The 16,723-nt window shown below is 41.7% G+C and carries 17 protein-coding genes; 10 read left to right on the top strand and 7 right to left on the bottom strand.

Annotated features, from left to right (window positions below; genetic code table 11):
* The first annotated feature begins 48 nt into the window (after positions 1–48).
* The 8 genes from B9Y69_RS08690 to B9Y69_RS08655 all read left to right on the top strand — a co-directional run bounded on the left by B9Y69_RS08690 (position 49) and on the right by B9Y69_RS08655 (position 9,041).
* Positions 49–609 carry a DUF4442 domain-containing protein gene (locus B9Y69_RS08690; RefSeq protein ID WP_234991172.1) on the top strand — a complete coding sequence of 187 codons (561 nt, stop codon included), beginning with the start codon at positions 49–51 and terminating at the stop codon, positions 607–609.
* A complete protein-coding gene (locus B9Y69_RS08685) occupies positions 606–1,049 on the top strand; it encodes a hypothetical protein (protein ID WP_085472566.1) in 444 nt (147 codons plus the stop codon). The genes B9Y69_RS08690 and B9Y69_RS08685 overlap by 4 nt, the downstream gene beginning before the upstream one ends.
* Positions 1,049–1,693 carry an SCO family protein gene (locus B9Y69_RS08680; protein WP_085472565.1) on the top strand — a complete coding sequence of 215 codons (645 nt, stop codon included), beginning with the start codon at positions 1,049–1,051 and terminating at the stop codon, positions 1,691–1,693. Before B9Y69_RS08685 ends, B9Y69_RS08680 begins: the two co-directional genes overlap by 1 nt.
* A 12-nt stretch (positions 1,694–1,705) precedes the next feature.
* On the top strand, positions 1,706–2,137 hold the full coding sequence (locus B9Y69_RS08675) for a c-type cytochrome (protein ID WP_085472564.1): 432 nt from the start codon (positions 1,706–1,708) through the stop codon (positions 2,135–2,137).
* A gap of 515 nt (positions 2,138–2,652) precedes the next feature.
* The gene (locus B9Y69_RS08670) at positions 2,653–3,234 is read left to right on the top strand and encodes a TetR/AcrR family transcriptional regulator (protein ID WP_085472563.1); all 582 of its coding nucleotides are present in this window, start codon (positions 2,653–2,655) and stop codon (positions 3,232–3,234) included.
* A gap of 1 nt (position 3,235) precedes the next feature.
* The gene (locus tag B9Y69_RS08665; protein ID WP_134431569.1) at positions 3,236–4,570 is read left to right on the top strand and encodes a TolC family protein; all 1,335 of its coding nucleotides are present in this window, start codon (positions 3,236–3,238) and stop codon (positions 4,568–4,570) included.
* Between the two features lie 38 nt (positions 4,571–4,608).
* Positions 4,609–5,754: an efflux RND transporter periplasmic adaptor subunit gene (locus B9Y69_RS08660; protein ID WP_085472561.1), complete on the top strand. Its 1,146-nt coding sequence runs from the start codon at positions 4,609–4,611 to the stop codon at positions 5,752–5,754.
* A 116-nt stretch (positions 5,755–5,870) separates the two neighbouring features.
* A complete protein-coding gene (locus B9Y69_RS08655; protein WP_085472560.1) occupies positions 5,871–9,041 on the top strand; it encodes an efflux RND transporter permease subunit in 3,171 nt (1,056 codons plus the stop codon).
* A gap of 38 nt (positions 9,042–9,079) precedes the next feature.
* Here B9Y69_RS08655 and B9Y69_RS08650 read toward each other — a convergent pair whose 3' ends face one another.
* Positions 9,080–9,787 carry a class I SAM-dependent methyltransferase gene (locus tag B9Y69_RS08650; RefSeq protein WP_085472559.1) on the bottom strand — a complete coding sequence of 236 codons (708 nt, stop codon included), beginning with the start codon at positions 9,785–9,787 and terminating at the stop codon, positions 9,080–9,082.
* 81 nt (positions 9,788–9,868) lie between these two features.
* Between B9Y69_RS08650 and B9Y69_RS08645 the strand changes: the two genes are divergently transcribed.
* Positions 9,869–10,753, top strand: a complete 885-nt coding sequence (locus B9Y69_RS08645) for a LysR family transcriptional regulator (protein WP_085472558.1) — start codon at positions 9,869–9,871, stop codon at positions 10,751–10,753.
* Positions 10,740–11,573 carry an MBL fold metallo-hydrolase gene (locus B9Y69_RS08640; RefSeq protein WP_085472557.1) on the top strand — a complete coding sequence of 278 codons (834 nt, stop codon included), beginning with the start codon at positions 10,740–10,742 and terminating at the stop codon, positions 11,571–11,573. The genes B9Y69_RS08645 and B9Y69_RS08640 overlap by 14 nt, the downstream gene beginning before the upstream one ends.
* 105 nt (positions 11,574–11,678) lie before the next feature.
* Here the strand turns inward: B9Y69_RS08640 and B9Y69_RS08635 are convergent, their stop codons facing one another.
* The 6 genes from B9Y69_RS08635 to lepA form a co-directional block, all read right to left on the bottom strand.
* Positions 11,679–12,101, bottom strand: a complete 423-nt coding sequence (locus B9Y69_RS08635; protein ID WP_085472556.1) for an SH3 domain-containing protein — start codon at positions 12,099–12,101, stop codon at positions 11,679–11,681.
* Between the two features lie 19 nt (positions 12,102–12,120).
* Entirely contained in the window at positions 12,121–12,612 is a 492-nt protein-coding gene (locus B9Y69_RS08630) for a BON domain-containing protein (RefSeq protein WP_085473018.1), read from the bottom strand.
* Positions 12,613–12,703: 91 nt separating this feature from the next.
* Complete coding sequence (locus B9Y69_RS08625; protein WP_234991170.1) at positions 12,704–13,120, bottom strand: 3-oxoacyl-ACP synthase; 417 nt, start codon at positions 13,118–13,120, stop codon at positions 12,704–12,706.
* A gap of 180 nt (positions 13,121–13,300) precedes the next feature.
* A complete protein-coding gene (locus B9Y69_RS08620; RefSeq protein ID WP_085472554.1) occupies positions 13,301–13,813 on the bottom strand; it encodes a hypothetical protein in 513 nt (170 codons plus the stop codon).
* 61 nt (positions 13,814–13,874) lie between these two features.
* Positions 13,875–14,756, bottom strand: coding sequence for a bifunctional 5,10-methylenetetrahydrofolate dehydrogenase/5,10-methenyltetrahydrofolate cyclohydrolase (locus B9Y69_RS08615; protein WP_085472553.1), 882 nt, complete (start codon positions 14,754–14,756; stop codon positions 13,875–13,877).
* Positions 14,757–14,804: 48 nt separating this feature from the next.
* Positions 14,805–16,595 carry a translation elongation factor 4 gene (lepA, locus tag B9Y69_RS08610; protein ID WP_085472552.1) on the bottom strand — a complete coding sequence of 597 codons (1,791 nt, stop codon included), beginning with the start codon at positions 16,593–16,595 and terminating at the stop codon, positions 14,805–14,807.
* Positions 16,596–16,723: the final 128 nt, after the last annotated feature.

Raw genomic sequence — 16,723 nt, 5'->3', positions numbered from 1 at the left:
TCCTGCGGCCTTCCATATGAAATATTACAGGAATAATACACTGAGACCTTGGGTAAAGACAACCAAGAGTCGTATTTTTGTGGGATGGAACTTTCGGTATCGGCTAAAACCCTCAAGTGGTTACTGCGTTTTTATCCACCATTTCTTTTTCAACGCGTATGGATTGAAAAGATTCAACCTGATTATAAGCAGGCAGATATCCGTGTTTTCAAAAGCCTGCTCAATATCAATGGTAATAGAAGCATCTTTGGCGGTACTATTTTTTCATCCATTGATCCAATTCACACCCTCCTGTTAAACCAGATTTTTAAACAGCAAGGAATACACAAAACAGTGGCTTGGTTAAAGTCCGCAAAAATCGATTACATCAAGCCCGCAAAAAAAAGCTTGAGCTTCTCGATTAAACTACATGATGAAGATATCTCGAGCGCCCTAGCCGACGTTAAAAACAACGGAAAGGTGGTAAAGACCTTCGTTATTGATATCTTCGATAAAGACGGCTTACTATGCGCGCAGTCGCAGAACGAAATTTATATCCGAGATTTAGGTTTTGATTTCTCTACACTCAATACCCAAACTCACCAACCCTACATAAAATCAGACATATGAAAAAGTTAATGTTAAGCGCTATTGCACTCACAACAGTAGTTGCCATCAGTTCCTGCCAACAAAAGGCAAAAGATGTAGAAAACAACCCGCAAGAGCTTTCCGCTAAAGCAATCGAGGTACACGATGAAATTATGCCACAGATTTCTACTTTTGATAAGCATACTGTCGTTATCGATTCACTGTTAACAAATCTTGCGGTCCTAAAAACAGACAACCCGACATTGGATACCGTTGCAACGCGCACCGAACTATCTACCTTAAAAGATAACCTCGAACAGGCAACGGACAAGATGATGGTGTGGATGCACGAGTACACTACAGATAGTACAGATACGGAATATCAAAAAGCAGAAATAAAACGTATTTCAGACTTAAAAACGGAGTTTGAAAAAGTTACATCGGATGCCAATAGAATATTAGCGCCTTTCACAAAAAAATAATGAAAATAGCGATAAAACAAAGTTTACTGAGCCTCTTCTTTTTTGCTGCAATCGTTGGATGTGCTCCCAAAGCAGATAAAAAACTGCCTTACATTGGAGAACCAGATATCGAAGAAAAGATCGTGGATGGAAAAACTATCACCGATACGATTTATCATCGTATTCCAAGTTTCTCATTCCTTAACCAAGACAGTGTCCTTCTTACAGAGAAGGCATTTGACAACAAGGTTTACATCGCAAATTTCTTTTTTACCCACTGCCCAAGTATCTGCCCGACCATGCAGCGTAACCTGTTAAAGGTATACGAAAAATACAAAGGTGATGATCGCGTTTCTTTTCTTTCGCACAGTATCGACTTCAAATTTGATTCACCAAGTGTTTTAAAGGCGTACGCACAAAAACTAGGTGTCACAAATGAACAGTGGCAATTCGTCACAGGAAGTAAAAAGGACATTTATGGTCTTGCGGATCAATACTTAGTCTACACCAGAGAAGATGCATCGGTTCCCGGTGGATACGATCACCAAGGATACTTAGTGCTTGTTGATAAAGATAAACACATTCGTGGGGCTTACGATGGCACCAATGAGGAGCAGGTCGCCCAATTGTTTACAGACTTAGAAATCCTATTACAAGAGAAATAAAAGAAAATACGTATGCGTAAATTATTTCTTTCATCTCTTCTAATAAGCACGCTTATCGGCGTGCTTATTACTATTCAGGCATGTCAGCCTAATGTAAGTATAGAAACGGCCCAATATGCCGTAAATGGCCAAAAACTCTATACCACGCACTGCCAAAATTGTCATGGCGCGAAAGGCGAAGGACTCGGACAACTATACCCTCCATTAACGGACTCTATCTTCTTGAACAAACATCGCAGCCAGTTGGCATGTATCGTAAAAAATGGTATGAAAGGATCGATTGAAGTGTCAGGAAAAAAGTTTGACAATGAAATGCCGGGCATTCCACAACTGAATAATGTCGAGATTGCTTATATCCTGACCTATGTAACGACAACATTCGGGAATAGTACAACAACCTATACGCAAGAGGAAGTCGCTAAAAACATCGCTTCCTGTGATTAGGGAGGAGACCATAGTTGGTGGATCGTAGTTGGGTATTGTAGAAACACAAACCCGAAGGGCTCAGCACCGCTACATTTTGTGTCTTTTTTGTCTATCCGATCACTAACCGCTGACTTGATCTTCTAGCTCGGACGAACCTTTTACTTGTTACTAATTCGCCGTTGGTAGATCATCGTATTTACTAGGAGCATAAAAAAAGGTTTCCAAACGGGGAGAATGGAAACCTTTACTAACCAATTATAAACCTAAATTATGATACTACAAAGGTAACACGCCTAACAGCACAATCAAAGCGATTTTCAAAACTTAACAAAAACTTAACATTATACCCTCCCATTCTCCTCAATCCCTAGTAATCTTCCTGGGAACATATTGATTTATAACAAATCTTTGACAAATGCGCGTAAATAATTTCACTACATTTGCAACCGAATGAACGTTCAATTGCCTGTTAAAAATCCTAGACCTACACAGCAAATTGGCAACGAACAACTTGTTAAGAAGGATAATAAAACATGAAAAACAACGTCAGTCCAGACAAAAAGGAAGCTATTTTTGAAAGCGCCCTACATTTAATCCATGAGCATGGTTTCCACGGTGCTCCTATGAGTCAAATTGCGACTCATGCGAATGTGGCTGCAGGAACCATCTATCATTATTTTGCATCAAAGGACGAACTAATCTTAGAGCTTTTTAAATACTGCCGCGAAAGAACAAACGAACATATATTCAACTTTGATAAGGATCTTTCTTACCAAGACAAGTTCTTCTATATTTGGGACAGGTTAATAGAGTACTATATCGCTAATAAAGAAATCTTTAGGTTTATAGAACAATTTTACTCTTCCCCCTATTATGAACTTGTAGTGCAGTCTAAAAGTCCGTGCTATTATGGTGCAAACCATATGTTAGATTTCTATGAAGAAGGTATTAAAACGGAAGTTATTCAAAAAGTGAGTTTCACGGTATTCATATCACTTTTTATTGGATCAGCTACTTCACATGTCAAGGGTATTGTTTACAGAATGGTGCCCGTGGACAAGCAAGATCGAAAAGATTTAATTGAAATTATTTGGAATGGTATTAAAAATCAATAATATGAGATTCAAGAAAGCTGCTTTATTTTTATCTATTGCTTCTTGTTTTGTAAGTTTTGCAGAAGCACAAACAAATAATCAAGGAAGCAAATTAAACGAAAATGCCACATTAAACGAGTTAATCAACTACGCCTTAAGCAACAAGATTGAACTCAAACAAGCCACAATTGATAAAGAAATTGGAGAGCGTGAAATCGCATCCGCCTTATCGGGGTGGTTTCCACAGATCAATGCGACAGGTAGTTTAGTTCATAATATTCAACTACCGACCACGGTTATCAGTGGTCAAACCATTACTATGGGACAGAAGAATACCAGCGGATTAACGATTCAGGCGGATCAACAGATTATTAGTCCTCAACTGTTTCAAGCCTCCCGTGCCGCAAAGTTTATTCGTCAACAGAATAATCTGAATATCGAAAGCACACGAATTTCGACCGTTGTGGATGTCAGCAAAGCCTATTACGACATCCTCACATCGGAAGAGTCCATTAAGATCATCAACGAAAATATTGTTCGCCTAAAACGTCAATACAGTGAAGCGAACTCGCGCTATGAAGTGGGATTAGTCGATAAAACGGATTATAAAAGAGCACAGATATCGTTAAACAACAGTAATGCTCAGCTCAAGTCGGCACATGAAAGTAGGCAATATAAATACGACTACTTAAAGATGCTTCTGGGCATGAATACGAGTGAACCACTGAGCCTGTCTTTTGTTAATCAAGCTCTGGAACAAAATATTCTATTGGATACGACGGAATTGTTGGATATCGCAAACCGGGTAGAATACAAACAAATTCAAACGCTTAAAGAAATCCAGAAGCTGAACACCCAATATCAAAAATGGAATTTTTTACCCACCCTTGGAGCCTATGCAAACTACGGGTTAAATTACCGCGATGATAAATTCAGCAAGCTTTACAGTGATAACTTTCCGAATTCTTCAGTTGGGCTATCCTTGAAGCTTCCGATCTTTACAGGAACTAAGCGTATCCAGGAATTGCGCAAATCAGAACTTCAAGAAGAACGCATCGAATGGGACTTAAAGAATTTGGAAAACAAGATCAGTACCGAATATTCGGCGGCTATGGCAAGCTATCGGGCGAACATGAATGAATGGCGCAACTCAAAGGCGAATATGGAATTGTCTGAGGAGGTATACAACACCATTAAGTTACAATACGATGCCGGTGTCAAAACATATTTAGAACTGATGACTGCCGAAACAGATTTAAAGACAAGTCAATTAAACTATTTGAACGCCCTTTATGCTGTATTATCAAGCAAGCTTGATATCCAAAAAGCATTAGGTACAGTGAATATCACGAATTAAGAAACAAACCCTTCTAACCCTCGAAATTTACAAGAAACATGAATAAGAAGTTTTTATTTTCAGCATTAGTTATAGGTTCAGGACTGCTATGGCAATCTTGTGGATCTAAAGACAGTTCAAAACAGCAACAGGCTGCGGCGGCTCAAGGCGAGATTGCTGTTCCTGTTTCTTTCGGAACAGTTGAACAACAGATCGTATCCGGATTAAAAAGCTACCCTGCCAGCGTTGTCCCGTTACAAGAGACCGAGATCAGAGCAGAAGTTAGCGGTTATGTTACCAAGATATATGTAAGTGATGGCGCCTTTGTTTCCAAAGGTCAAGCCCTGTATGAAATAGATCGTGTGCGCTACCAAGCAGCTGTTGACCAGGCGAAAGCCTCTTTGGCAATTTCTAAAGCAAACCTACAGCGTGTAGAAAAAGATCTGCAGCGTTATCAAACGCTTGCCGAGCGTGACGCGATTGCGAAACAAACTTTAGACTATGCGATCACCGATGTAAATAACCAAAAAGCTCAAGTCCAAGCCGCACAGGCGGCATTGACAGCTGCGCAAACGGACTTGCAGCGTTCTACAATTCGCGCCCCATTCTCTGGTGCTGTTGGTATTTCTCAAGTACGTACAGGTGCATTGGTTTCTCCATCCACCTCGTTGAATACGGTAAGCTCCATCGACCCTGTCGCTGTAGAGTTCCAGATCAGTGAAAAAGAAATTGCAGAATTTGCGGCCTACCAGGCTGGTCGCGCAAGTACCGAGATTACGGTTGTACTCCCTGATGGTACTTCTTACCCTGCTCAAGGCCGCATCTCTACTATGGATAGAGCCGTGGATCCAACAACGGGAACAATCAAAGTACGCGCCACCTTCAACAATGCGCAAAACATCTTACGTGCCGGTATGAACCTCACCATGAATGTAAAAAGCACTTCTTCGTCTGAACAATTGCTTATTCCATTTAAAGCGGTTCAAGATCAGCTAGGTGTATACAATGTGTATGTGGTTAATGACAGCAGCAGAGCCGAGCAGCGTGCCGTGGAACTTGGCCTAAAGGTTGACGACAAAGTGGTGGTGACCAGTGGCGTTCAAGCCGGCGAAAAAATTGTGGTCGACGGTGTAATGAATGTTAAAACTGGCGCTAAGCTTGTTGAGAATGCACCACAAGGCGCACCGCAACAACCACAGAAATAGCGTGTAACAACGTACATAAAGCAGGCGTCATGATCTCGGGTAACCCGAGCAATCAAAACGCTATTGAAAGGGGGTTTGATAGCCCTTGATGACAAACACTTTCAGAAAAAAAGAATATGATATCAGAAGTATTTATAAAAAGGCCCGTCACCGCAATCGTAATATCTATATTAATCATGATTATAGGTACGATTTCGATTATGACGTTGCCAATCAGTCAATATCCAACCATTGCCCCACCAACGGTAACCGTTACAGCAAACTATACAGGTGCTGATGCGCAAACTGTGGAGCAAACGGTAACCACGCCTATCGAAAGTCAGATTAACGGTACGCCAGGAATGATCTACATGTCATCCAACAGTACATCCAACGGACAATCCAGTATCACCGTAACCTTTGAAGTAGGTACCGATATTGATATTGCTACACTTGATGTTCAGAACCGTGTAGGTATTGCCGAACCATCCCTTCCAGAGGCTGTTCGTCGTTTAGGGGTCACCACTCGTAAAGCAAACACCGATATCTTGATGTTGGTATCCTTGGTTTCTCCTAAAGGAACACGGGACGATAAGTTCTTGGCCAACTACGCCAACTTATACATCAAAGATGCGATTATGCGTGTAAAAGGTGTGGGTGATGTGACGGCTTTCGGTCAACCGTTCTCCATGCGTGTATGGTTAGATGCAAACAAGCTGACAGCCTTAAATCTTACGCCAGCGGATGTTTCGAGCGCAATTTCCGAGCAAAACTTAAGAATTCCAGGCGGATCCGTTGGGGCTCCACCGCAACAAAGCTCTCAGGTTTTTGAGTATCCTGTTATTACAGACTCTGATCTTTCATCGGTTCAGGATTTTGAAGAAATTATTATTAAATCCAATACCGATGGTTCCATCGTGACACTAAAAGATGTGGCACGTGTTGAATTAGGTCAGTTTAGTTATTCCACAACCACTAAAACGGATGGTATGCGATCAACCGGTATGATGATATCGCAAACACCGGGCGGTAACGCTGTGGAAACAGCTGACGGTATATACAGCGCCTTAGAAGGGCTGAAAAAATCATTCCCTGAAGATGTAGACTACGTCGTAGGATATGAAACAATTTCCGTAGTCAACGCTTCTATCGAATCGGTTATACATACCCTTGTCGAAGCCTTGATTTTGGTTACGCTCGTGGTGTTCTTCTTCTTACAATCGTGGCGTGCAACATTAATTCCGGTACTTGCTATCCCGGTATCTATCGTTGGTACATTTATCTTCTTTAGTTTATTTGGATTCTCCATCAACAACCTTACCCTACTTGCATTCGTACTGGCAATCGGTATCGTAGTGGATGATGCCATTGTTGTGGTAGAGGCCGTACAGCACTATATCGACCATTATGGAATGAGTGCTAAAGAAGCAACGAGCAGAGCCATGCACGACATCACCGCGCCGGTAATTGCGATCGCCTTAATCTTGGCGGCGGTGTTTATTCCAGTAGGTTTTATTCCAGGAATGGTAGGTAAACTTTATCAGCAGTTCGCCATAACCATTGCGGTATCGGTTATGATATCGGCATTTATAGCCCTTTCATTAACTCCTGCCCTGTGTTCGTTACTCTTGAAACCAACATCGGTAAACGAGAATGCAAAAGGTCTAAACAAATTTTTCTATAAGTTTAACCTTTGGTTTGCTCGTGTTACCCACAAGTATTCGAACGGTGTAAAGGCCTGTATCAAAAAAGCACCATTAGCATTAATTATCCTCCTTTGTGTTTTCGTTGGAACAGGCTATATGTTCAAGACTAAACCTACAGGCTTTATTCCAACAGAAGACAATGGATCATTCTTTGCTGGGGTTACACTACCGGAAGGATCTTCTGCCGCTAGAACCGAAGTGGTGTTGAACGAACTAGAAACACAATTCCGGAAAGACTATCCAGAGATTGAACATATCACCCTCATATCGGGTATCAACATCTTAAACAGATCCTTTAAATCCAATGGTGCCACACTCTTTGTGTCGTTGAAACCATGGAAAGATCGGAAACGTACAGCTGCTGATATTACGGGTGCGATTATGGGTAAATATCGTGGGTATGATAAAGCGCGTGTACTTGCGGTAACTCCACCAGCGATTCCTGGATTAGGTACATCTGGAGGTTTCTCTCTCCTAATTCAGGATCACCAGACCGTAGATATCAAAGAATTTGAAGGTGTCGTAGGTAAATTCCTGGCAGCGGCAAACCAACGTCCAGAAATTGGAATGGCCTATACCCTATTTAACTCGAATTCGCCAAACTTTAAGATTTCTGTTAATAGAGAGCAAGCGAAGAAAATGGCGGTGCCGGTATCATCGGTCTACAGTACGATCTCGGCTTATTTAGGTTCCGCTTATATTAATGATTTCACGCGCTACGGACGTAACTTCCGTGTAGTAACACAAGCGGAGCAAGATTTCCGTATGAATATCGAAGACATCAACAAATTGTATGTTAAGAATCTAAACGGTGCCTCCGTACCGTTAAGTAGCTTGGTAACATGGGAGTTAGTACAAAATCCTTCTATCATTAATCACTATAATATCTTTAGAAGTATCGAGGTTAGTGGTTCCGCCGCTCCTGGATATAGTTCTGGAGATGCGTTACGCGCACTCGAAGAAGTTGCTGCACAAACGCTACCAAACGGTTACGGCTATGACTTCTCGGGCTTATCATTACAGGAAAAACAATCAGGTAATATGACCGTGATGATCTTCGCGCTGTGTATTGTCTTTGTATTCCTTTTATTGGCCTCATTATACGAGAGTTGGTCGGTTCCGTTCTCCATCTTATTATCGGTGCCGATTGGTATCTTTGGAGCGATCCTGACACTCTTGTTTATCCCTGCATTGGATAACAACATCTATGCGCAGATTGGTTTGGTAACCATCATTGGTTTGGCGGCAAAAAATGCGATCCTGATCGTCGAGTTTGCGAAAGAACGGGTGGATATCGGAATGCCTTTGCTCGATGCAACATTAGATGCCGTCAAGCTTAGGTTACGACCAATTATCATGACTTCATTTGCCTTTATCTTAGGGATTATTCCTTTGATGCTCTCTACGGGAGCGGGCGCGTTCTCTCGCCAAACAATTGGCTGGACCGTATTCGGTGGGATGATGGCAGCAACATTAATGGGGATCTTTATTATTCCGGTGTTGTTCTACGTGATCACCAAAATGGCTTATGGCAAGAAAAAACTAGCCGAGCTTGAAGCGAATTTCGATGAAGAAAAAGCAAAGAACTTAAGTTCACACTAATAGATAAAAAGGGCGGTTTTTCAAAACCGCCCTTTTTATTACTTCATTCCCACATACGAGGCAAAGCATAGATTCTTATGGAGAATATCCACGGTGCTAAAGCCAACCGAACGAAGTAGATCCAATTGATAAACTAAGCTACGAGGGCTATCCTCTTTTTCAATATAGGCAAATACGGCATCCCGATAAGCTTCGTCTTTCAATCCGGTTAAATACGTACCGTAGAGATCCTTGTAGATATAATCCTGCAAAGCCGCCGTATGTTGTTGGATTAAATCAAATACCCAAAGGCTGCCGCCTGGCTTCAACAAACGATATAACCGTCCAAAACTATCCGCCCAGTCGGCATCGTCACGTAAATGATGAAGTACCGCAGTCGTCACAATAACATCATACGCACCTTCCTTCAAATCGATAGTCCGGAAGTCTCCTTTAAGCGCGTCCGTCGTTCCCGCGTTGACCGCCCCAACTCGTGCTAAAGCGCGGTCCAGCATCGGCTGACTTAAATCTACCAAGGTGATATCTATAGATTTCTTCTTTTGCAATAACTTCACCATGTAATTCCCCGCTCCACAACCAATATCCAGAACACGGATAGGTTGCGGGTACATTCGTGCAATAGACGTAGTAATCAATTCCATGTTGAAAGCCGCATCCAACGTTGTCTGTTGGCCTGTTTCTAAATTCGAAAAACGCTCCACATCAGCATCAAAGCGTTGTTCTATTTCCAATAATGTCGATTTCATTGTTTTTTCTTTTCTCAAAGCTAAGCAGTATATTAATACTTAAAAAATACTATATTTATCATAAAATAATACTTAATAGGTATGGAACTAAGACATATTCGGTATTTCCTCACGCTCGCCGAGGAGCTACACTTTGGACGTGCAGCACAACGTCTTTATATATCGCAACCTCCTCTTAGCCGACAAATCAAAGAGCTCGAAGAAGAAATCGGGGCACAACTTTTCACCCGAGATAACAAACGTGTCGCTTTAACCAACGCGGGCAAATACTTTCGAGACGAATGCCAGACAATCCTCGATCAGCTTAGCAACGCACAAGTCAAAACCACCCGAATCCATGAGGCATTGAGTGGGGAGATAAACATCGGATATATCAGTGCTATCGATAAACATAAATTAGCATTACTCGTCCAAGATATACAGCAAACCTTTCCTTACCTTCAAACAAAACTATATGAGCTTTCTACCGAACGGCAAACAATAGCCCTTATCAATGGAAAGCTCGACATTGGGATTCTCCGTGCACCGATTACCGCACCACAACTCGAGGTAGAACATCTTTATCACGATAAATTCTGTCTTGCCTACGCACAGGACTTTATACTACCCAGCACGTTTTCCGAATTACATGGAACTCCCTTTATCACGTACAATGCTGATTATGCACCTTGGTACCACCATGCCGCATTATCCTATTGTTCCCGCATGGGCTTCTCACCTACCATTCGACATGAATGCAATAATATATCATCCATTTTGGAATTAGTACATCATAATATCGGAATAAGTGTTGTTCCTCAATCCGTCAGGAAACAATACCAACATTTGGCCATAAATTTCCTAGCTTTGGATAACATAGCTATTACAACGGAGATTATACTGGCGTATCCAAGAGAGCGGCAACACCCTGCTTTTACGGCATTACAACAGTTCACACTAAAACACGTAAAGGATGAAACTATATAGCATTGATACCGGATTTTTTAAGCTTGATGGAGGCGCCATGTTTGGAGTGGTTCCAAAGTCTATATGGCAAAAAACCAACCCCGCCGATGAACGGAATTTATGTACATGGGCCAACCGATTGTTACTGATTGAAGATGGACAACGATTGACGTTGGTCGACACTGCGATTGGCGACAAACAAGATGATAAATTTTTCAGCCACTATTACATGCATGGCGACGACACCCTGGACAAATCGTTGCATAAATTAGGTTTCCATCGGGATGATATTACAGATATTATCCTGACTCACCTACACTTTGACCATTGTGGAGGCGCCATCAAACGGGATGGTGATCGGCTGATCCCCGCTTTTAAAAACGCAGTCTATTGGAGTAATGAACAACATTGGAATTGGGCAATCGATCCAAACCCAAGAGAGAAAGCTTCTTTTTTGAAGGAGAATATCCTCCCCATCCAAGAGAGTGGTCAATTGCAGTTCTTAACGGAAGGAGCTTCCTATGCACCCGACATTACCATACGTTACGCACATGGACACACCGAAGCCATGATGTTGCCACAGCTATCTTACAAAGGAAAAACTATCCTTTATATGGCAGATCTATTGCCTTCTGTCGGACATATCCCACTTTCTTATGTGATGAGTTATGATGTCCGCCCGCTGACCACCATGGCAGAGCGACAAGATTATTGGACAGAAATCGTAGATCAAGAATATATCCTTTTTCTAGAACACGACTCAGTCAATCAATGCTGTACATTACAGCACACTGAAAAAGGAATTCGATTAAAAGAGACTTTCCGTCTCGATGAAATATAAACGGCTATGCAACATAAAAAGCTAGGATTTCTATCCTAGCTTTTCTCTCATAAAAAAAGTATAATTTACCGCCAAAGCAGTCAATCGCATGGATAAAGGAAAGCTCTACCCAACTGGTTCCAAATACTGCGCATAACAGTATCCTTCGCCACCACCATTTGTGCGAACCAACCACCATTGATCGTTAGCACGGCTAATCAATGTGATTACCTCACCCTTAGCCGCTTTACCAACAATCGGTTGATCCGTACCCGGACCTTTTCTGATATTTAAATTACCATCTTGCGTAATGACGCGAACCTGACTTCCCACAACAGCGGATGAAACGTCGACATTCATCACAACATCCCCTGTCAAGAAATTAGGATCTATTTGGTTATAGACATCCCATAATTTATTTTTTACATCTGCATTGGGTGCAGTTCCACGAATTTGTAAAACACCATCTTGTTCCGCATACTGCAAATCTGAAATCCCGGAAGCCGAAGCCGTATCCAATAATACTTTATATTTATCTTGTAATGCCATACCAATAAAGCTTAATTTGTTACTTAACTGTTAAACCAACCATATCTACCTTTTTTGGATTCAGTGCATCCAAGGCCATTTTCAATGTTTGTACGCGCGCTTGTTCTAATGTACCGGTTACGGTAATAACCCCATCTTTCACCTCTGCTTTTACCGAAGGAAAATCTTTAGTTGCGTCCACTACTTTCGGGATTAAATCCGCATCTACGGTATTTACCGTAATTGGCGGGGCCGTCTCTACAATAACGTCATTAACTAGGTTCTTCGTATGCTTAGCATCCAAAGCTTTGATGGTCTCCGCCAAAGCCGTCTTTTCTGCTTCCGAGCCGACGGTGCCCGAAAGTGTGATAACACCTTCTTTAACATCCACCGCAACCCCAGGGTGCGTCGATGTAACGGTTTCGACTTTAGCTTTCAGATCAGCATCCGAAATTTTGGATTTGCATGCGCTGAAAGACAACGCTAACGCTCCAGCAACCGCTAGAACCATAAAATCTTTTCTTAAGTTCATAATAATCCTTTTTTCATAAAATGTTAGAACAATTTCATACAGACTTAAACAAAGATTTTCAGCAATTGTTTTACGAATAAAGAAAATCCTATTACAAAACAGCAAGAATTTGCTGTTTTGCACCATTGAAATCAATCACATCTCCGACCTGCTTGCCCATAAACAATTGCCCAATGGGCGAGGCTGCCGAGATCGCCATATAATCGTGACCTTCCACGTGTAACTTGCCTAAACTGATAGCCATAAAATATGCTGCCTTATTGGTCGTAACCAATGATCCCAGCACGATTGTACCGGTTGTCTGAAGCGGATCCAATTGCTCCAATATAACACGGTCTTTCTTCGCATGGAGAAGCTGTCCTTGATAACGGGTAAGATCCTGTTGAATCATCTCCCGTGACGTTTCATATTTATCCCCTGCACTACTCTTCGTATCACTTTCTAACGATTCCTGTGCCTGTTCCATCGCTAGTACAATTTCCTGAATACGCAATTCCGTATGTGCCATACATTGCGCTCTTAGGGTATTTTTTATATCATTCATACGCTATAACGTAGGTATACTTTAAATCTGTCAAACAAAAAAACGTCATTGCGAAGAGATATCACATCGAAACAACCTATGAAGGTTGCTTCTTCGCTACGCTCATCGCAATGACGAATATAAAACAACTAAACGCGGAAACGCTTAGTTTTTCAAGGCGTCTTTAAGGTTTTTTACTTTTTCCTTTGCTTCACCTGTTACTTCTTTCGCTTTATCCGCTGTTTTATCGGCGGCTTTCTCTACTGCTGCACCCGTTGCTTTAGCAGCGTCTTTCGTTGCATCAACAGCAGTGCCAACGCCATGCTCTACCTTCTCACCGGCCTCTTTCACAGTTGCCTTTACTTTTTCTAAAGCAGAGTTTGCTTCGTCAGCTGCCTTTTGCGCTGCTTCTTGTGCTTTCTTATCGCCGCTCTTAATTGCTGCTTCAAGATCAGCCTTTGCTTGTGCTGCTTTTGCTTCTGCCGCTGCAACACCCTCATCTACCGCACCATGTACATGTCCTTCATGATCGTGACCTTCATGACCTTCGGCATGGTTATGCCCTTCATGACCGGCTTCAGTTGCTACAGAATCTGCTTGTGTTGCTGTAGAAGTGTTTGTGTTGTTACAAGCTACCAAAGCTAATGCAACAAATGCTGATAATACGATTTTTTTCATTTCTCTATTAATTTAAATGTTTATAAAAAGAATATCTTAAGTAAAAAATCCTCACAAAGATTTACCCGTAAATCGTTCCTTTAGCTGCTTCCAACGTGTTTTTCAAAAGACCAACAATCGTCATCAAGCCTACTCCACCTGGTACCGGCGTGATCCATGAAGCTTTCTCTGCTACATTATCAAAATCTACGTCACCATATAATTTAAAGCCTGATTTTGTCTCCGTTGAATCTTCTCTATTGATACCTACATCAATAACGATAGCACCCGGCTTTACCATATCCGCAGTCACAAAATTTTTCTTTCCTATTGCAGCAACGATAATATCAGCTTGTAACACTTCTTCCGCTAAGTTTTGCGTACGGCTATGTGTTAAAGTTACCGTGCAGTTTCCAGGATTACTGTTGCGTGCCAACAAAATGCTCATCGGAGACCCCACAATATTACTACGTCCTACGACCACCGCTTTCTTACCTGCCGTGTCAATGCCATAATGTGCTAACATCAATAAAATACCATACGGTGTTGCAGGAATAAAACAAGGCAAGTTCCGTTGCATGCGTCCGAGATTGATCGGATGAAAACCATCCACATCTTTCCGGTAGTCAATTGCTTCCGTTATTTTATCCGGATCAATATGTTTCGGTAAAGGCAACTGCACGATTAGTCCATCAATAGTAGGGTCTACATTGATTTCTTTAATTTTTGCAATTAACTGCTCTTCCGTAATATCGACATCATATCGAATATTGGTCGAATCAAATCCAACAAGCTCACAATTGCGCATTTTACTCGCTACATAGGTCTCACTACCACCATCGTTCCCCACCAAGATAGCGACCAAATGCGGCTTGCGCCCTGAAGCCGCTGTAAATGCTGCTGCCTCTACTTTGATGTCTTCTTTAATCTTAGCCGATACGAGCTTTCCGTCTAGTAAATTCATGTTTAGTATTACGTGGTTAAATATATGGGTTTCGTATATTTTAATAAATTAATCCAACTTAAGTACAGCCATAAAAGCGGATTGTGGAATCTCCACATTTCCTACCTGGCGCATACGTTTTTTACCTTTTTTCTGCTTCTCCAAGAGCTTACGTTTACGGGAGATATCACCACCGTAACATTTAGCGGTTACATCTTTACGCAAAGCAGAAATCGTTTCACGGGCAATGATCTTCGCACCAATAGATGCCTGAATACGAATTTCAAACTGTTGTCTCGGTAATAACTCTTTCAACTTCTCACAAATCTTTTTACCGAAATCATACGCATTGCTACGGTGAATCAAGGATGACAAAGCATCCACAGGTTCATCATTTAAGCGAATATCTAATTTTACAAGATCCGACTGGCGGTAACCAATCTGGTGGTAATCGAAAGAGGCATACCCTTTAGAAATTGTTTTCAATTTATCATAAAAATCGAATACAATCTCCCCCATCGGCATCTCAAAGACCAATTCAACACGGTCTGATGTAAGATACGATTGGTTTACAATCGTTCCCCTTTTCTGGATACACAAAGACATAACGGGACCAACAAATTCCGCCTTCGTAATGATATTGGCCTTAATGTAGGGCTCCTCAATAAAATCTAATTTACTAGGATCCGGTAAATCCGAAGGATTATGTACCGTTATCTCTTCCTTATCTTTTGATAAAAAGGCTTTATAAGATACGTTGGGAACCGTTGTGATAACGGTCATATTGAATTCACGTTCCAAACGTTCTTGGATAATTTCCATGTGAAGCATTCCCAAGAAACCACAACGGAAACCAAAACCTAGAGCTGCCGATGATTCAGGTTCAAAAACTAGTGAAGCATCATTCAACTGTAATCGGTGCATGGATTCACGCAATTCTTCGTAATCCTCGGTATCCACTGGATAAATACCCGCGAATACCATCGGCTTCACTTCCTCAAAACCTTGAATCGCTGAAGCACAAGGACGCTCACGATGCGTAATCGTATCCCCGACCTTCACCTCACGCGCTTCCTTAATTCCGGATATGATATAACCTACATCTCCCGTCTTAATCACTTCTTTAGGCACCTGATTTAATTTCAACGTGCCTATCTCATCTGCAAAGTACTCCTTGCCTGTAGCGACAAATTTTACTTTGTCACCCTTACGGATTTCACCATTCTCCACCTTGAAATAAGCCATAATTCCGCGAAAGGAATTAAACACAGAGTCGAAGATCAATGCTTGTAAAGGAGCATCCGGGTCGCCAACAGGTGCAGGCACACGCTCCACAATAGCGCGCAAGATATCAGGAATTCCCATACCAGTCTTTCCTGATGCTGGAATAATATCTTCTCGTTTACCGCCGATCAATTCCACAATCTGGTCTTTCACTTCCTCCGGCATAGCGCCCGGAAGGTCCATCTTATTAAGAATAGGGATGATCTCTAAATCGTGCTCCAACGCTAAATACAAGTTGGAAATCGTCTGTGCCTGAATACCTTGCGAGGCATCAACAATAAGCAGAGCGCCTTCACAAGCAGCAATCGAACGAGAAACTTCGTACGAAAAATCAACGTGTCCAGGTGTATCAATCAAGTTCAAGATATACGGCTGTCCATCTTGTGTATACTCCATCTGAATGGCATGCGACTTAATTGTTATCCCCCGCTCTCTCTCCAAATCCATGTTATCCAACAATTGTGCTTGCGCCTCCCGCTGCGTGATGGTATTTGTATACTCTAATAATCTATCGGCCAAAGTACTTTTCCCATGGTCGATATGTGCGATGATACAGAAATTACGTATATGCTTCATACATGTTTTTATCCAATATTTCTAATTTGCAAACTTAGATAAAAATGCTTTTATAAGCAATTATAATTGAGTATGGTAGAAAAAAAAGCCACTCGAAAGTGGCTCTATCATAATTTGGTTTGGAAAGT

It is taken from the genome of Sphingobacterium psychroaquaticum (genome assembly GCF_900177625.1).
GTDB lineage: Bacteria > Bacteroidota > Bacteroidia > Sphingobacteriales > Sphingobacteriaceae > Sphingobacterium > Sphingobacterium psychroaquaticum.
Note: the sequence above shows the minus strand (reverse complement) of the source record. Positions and strands in the feature narration are given on the sequence as shown.

Bases quoted from the DNA above. Each gene is read 5' to 3' on its own strand.
- B9Y69_RS08655 (WP_085472560.1), top strand. From the start codon at position 5,871: ATGATATCAGAAGTATTTATAAAAAGGCCCGTCACCGCAATCGTAATA.
- B9Y69_RS08635 (WP_085472556.1), bottom strand. From the start codon at position 12,101: ATGGCATTACAAGATAAATATAAAGTATTATTGGATACGGCTTCGGCT.
- B9Y69_RS08625 (WP_234991170.1), bottom strand. From the start codon at position 13,120: ATGGCACATACGGAATTGCGTATTCAGGAAATTGTACTAGCGATGGAA.
- B9Y69_RS08665 (WP_134431569.1), top strand. From the start codon at position 3,236: ATGAGATTCAAGAAAGCTGCTTTATTTTTATCTATTGCTTCTTGTTTT.
- B9Y69_RS08630 (WP_085473018.1), bottom strand. From the start codon at position 12,612: ATGAACTTAAGAAAAGATTTTATGGTTCTAGCGGTTGCTGGAGCGTTA.
- B9Y69_RS08685 (WP_085472566.1), top strand. From the start codon at position 606: ATGAAAAAGTTAATGTTAAGCGCTATTGCACTCACAACAGTAGTTGCC.
- B9Y69_RS08620 (WP_085472554.1), bottom strand. From the start codon at position 13,813: ATGAAAAAAATCGTATTATCAGCATTTGTTGCATTAGCTTTGGTAGCT.
- B9Y69_RS08680 (WP_085472565.1), top strand. From the start codon at position 1,049: ATGAAAATAGCGATAAAACAAAGTTTACTGAGCCTCTTCTTTTTTGCT.
- B9Y69_RS08675 (WP_085472564.1), top strand. From the start codon at position 1,706: ATGCGTAAATTATTTCTTTCATCTCTTCTAATAAGCACGCTTATCGGC.
- B9Y69_RS08615 (WP_085472553.1), bottom strand. From the start codon at position 14,756: ATGAATTTACTAGACGGAAAGCTCGTATCGGCTAAGATTAAAGAAGAC.
- B9Y69_RS08660 (WP_085472561.1), top strand. From the start codon at position 4,609: ATGAATAAGAAGTTTTTATTTTCAGCATTAGTTATAGGTTCAGGACTG.
- B9Y69_RS08670 (WP_085472563.1), top strand. From the start codon at position 2,653: ATGAAAAACAACGTCAGTCCAGACAAAAAGGAAGCTATTTTTGAAAGC.
- B9Y69_RS08645 (WP_085472558.1), top strand. From the start codon at position 9,869: ATGGAACTAAGACATATTCGGTATTTCCTCACGCTCGCCGAGGAGCTA.
- B9Y69_RS08640 (WP_085472557.1), top strand. From the start codon at position 10,740: ATGAAACTATATAGCATTGATACCGGATTTTTTAAGCTTGATGGAGGC.
- lepA (WP_085472552.1), bottom strand. From the start codon at position 16,595: ATGAAGCATATACGTAATTTCTGTATCATCGCACATATCGACCATGGG.
- B9Y69_RS08650 (WP_085472559.1), bottom strand. From the start codon at position 9,787: ATGAAATCGACATTATTGGAAATAGAACAACGCTTTGATGCTGATGTG.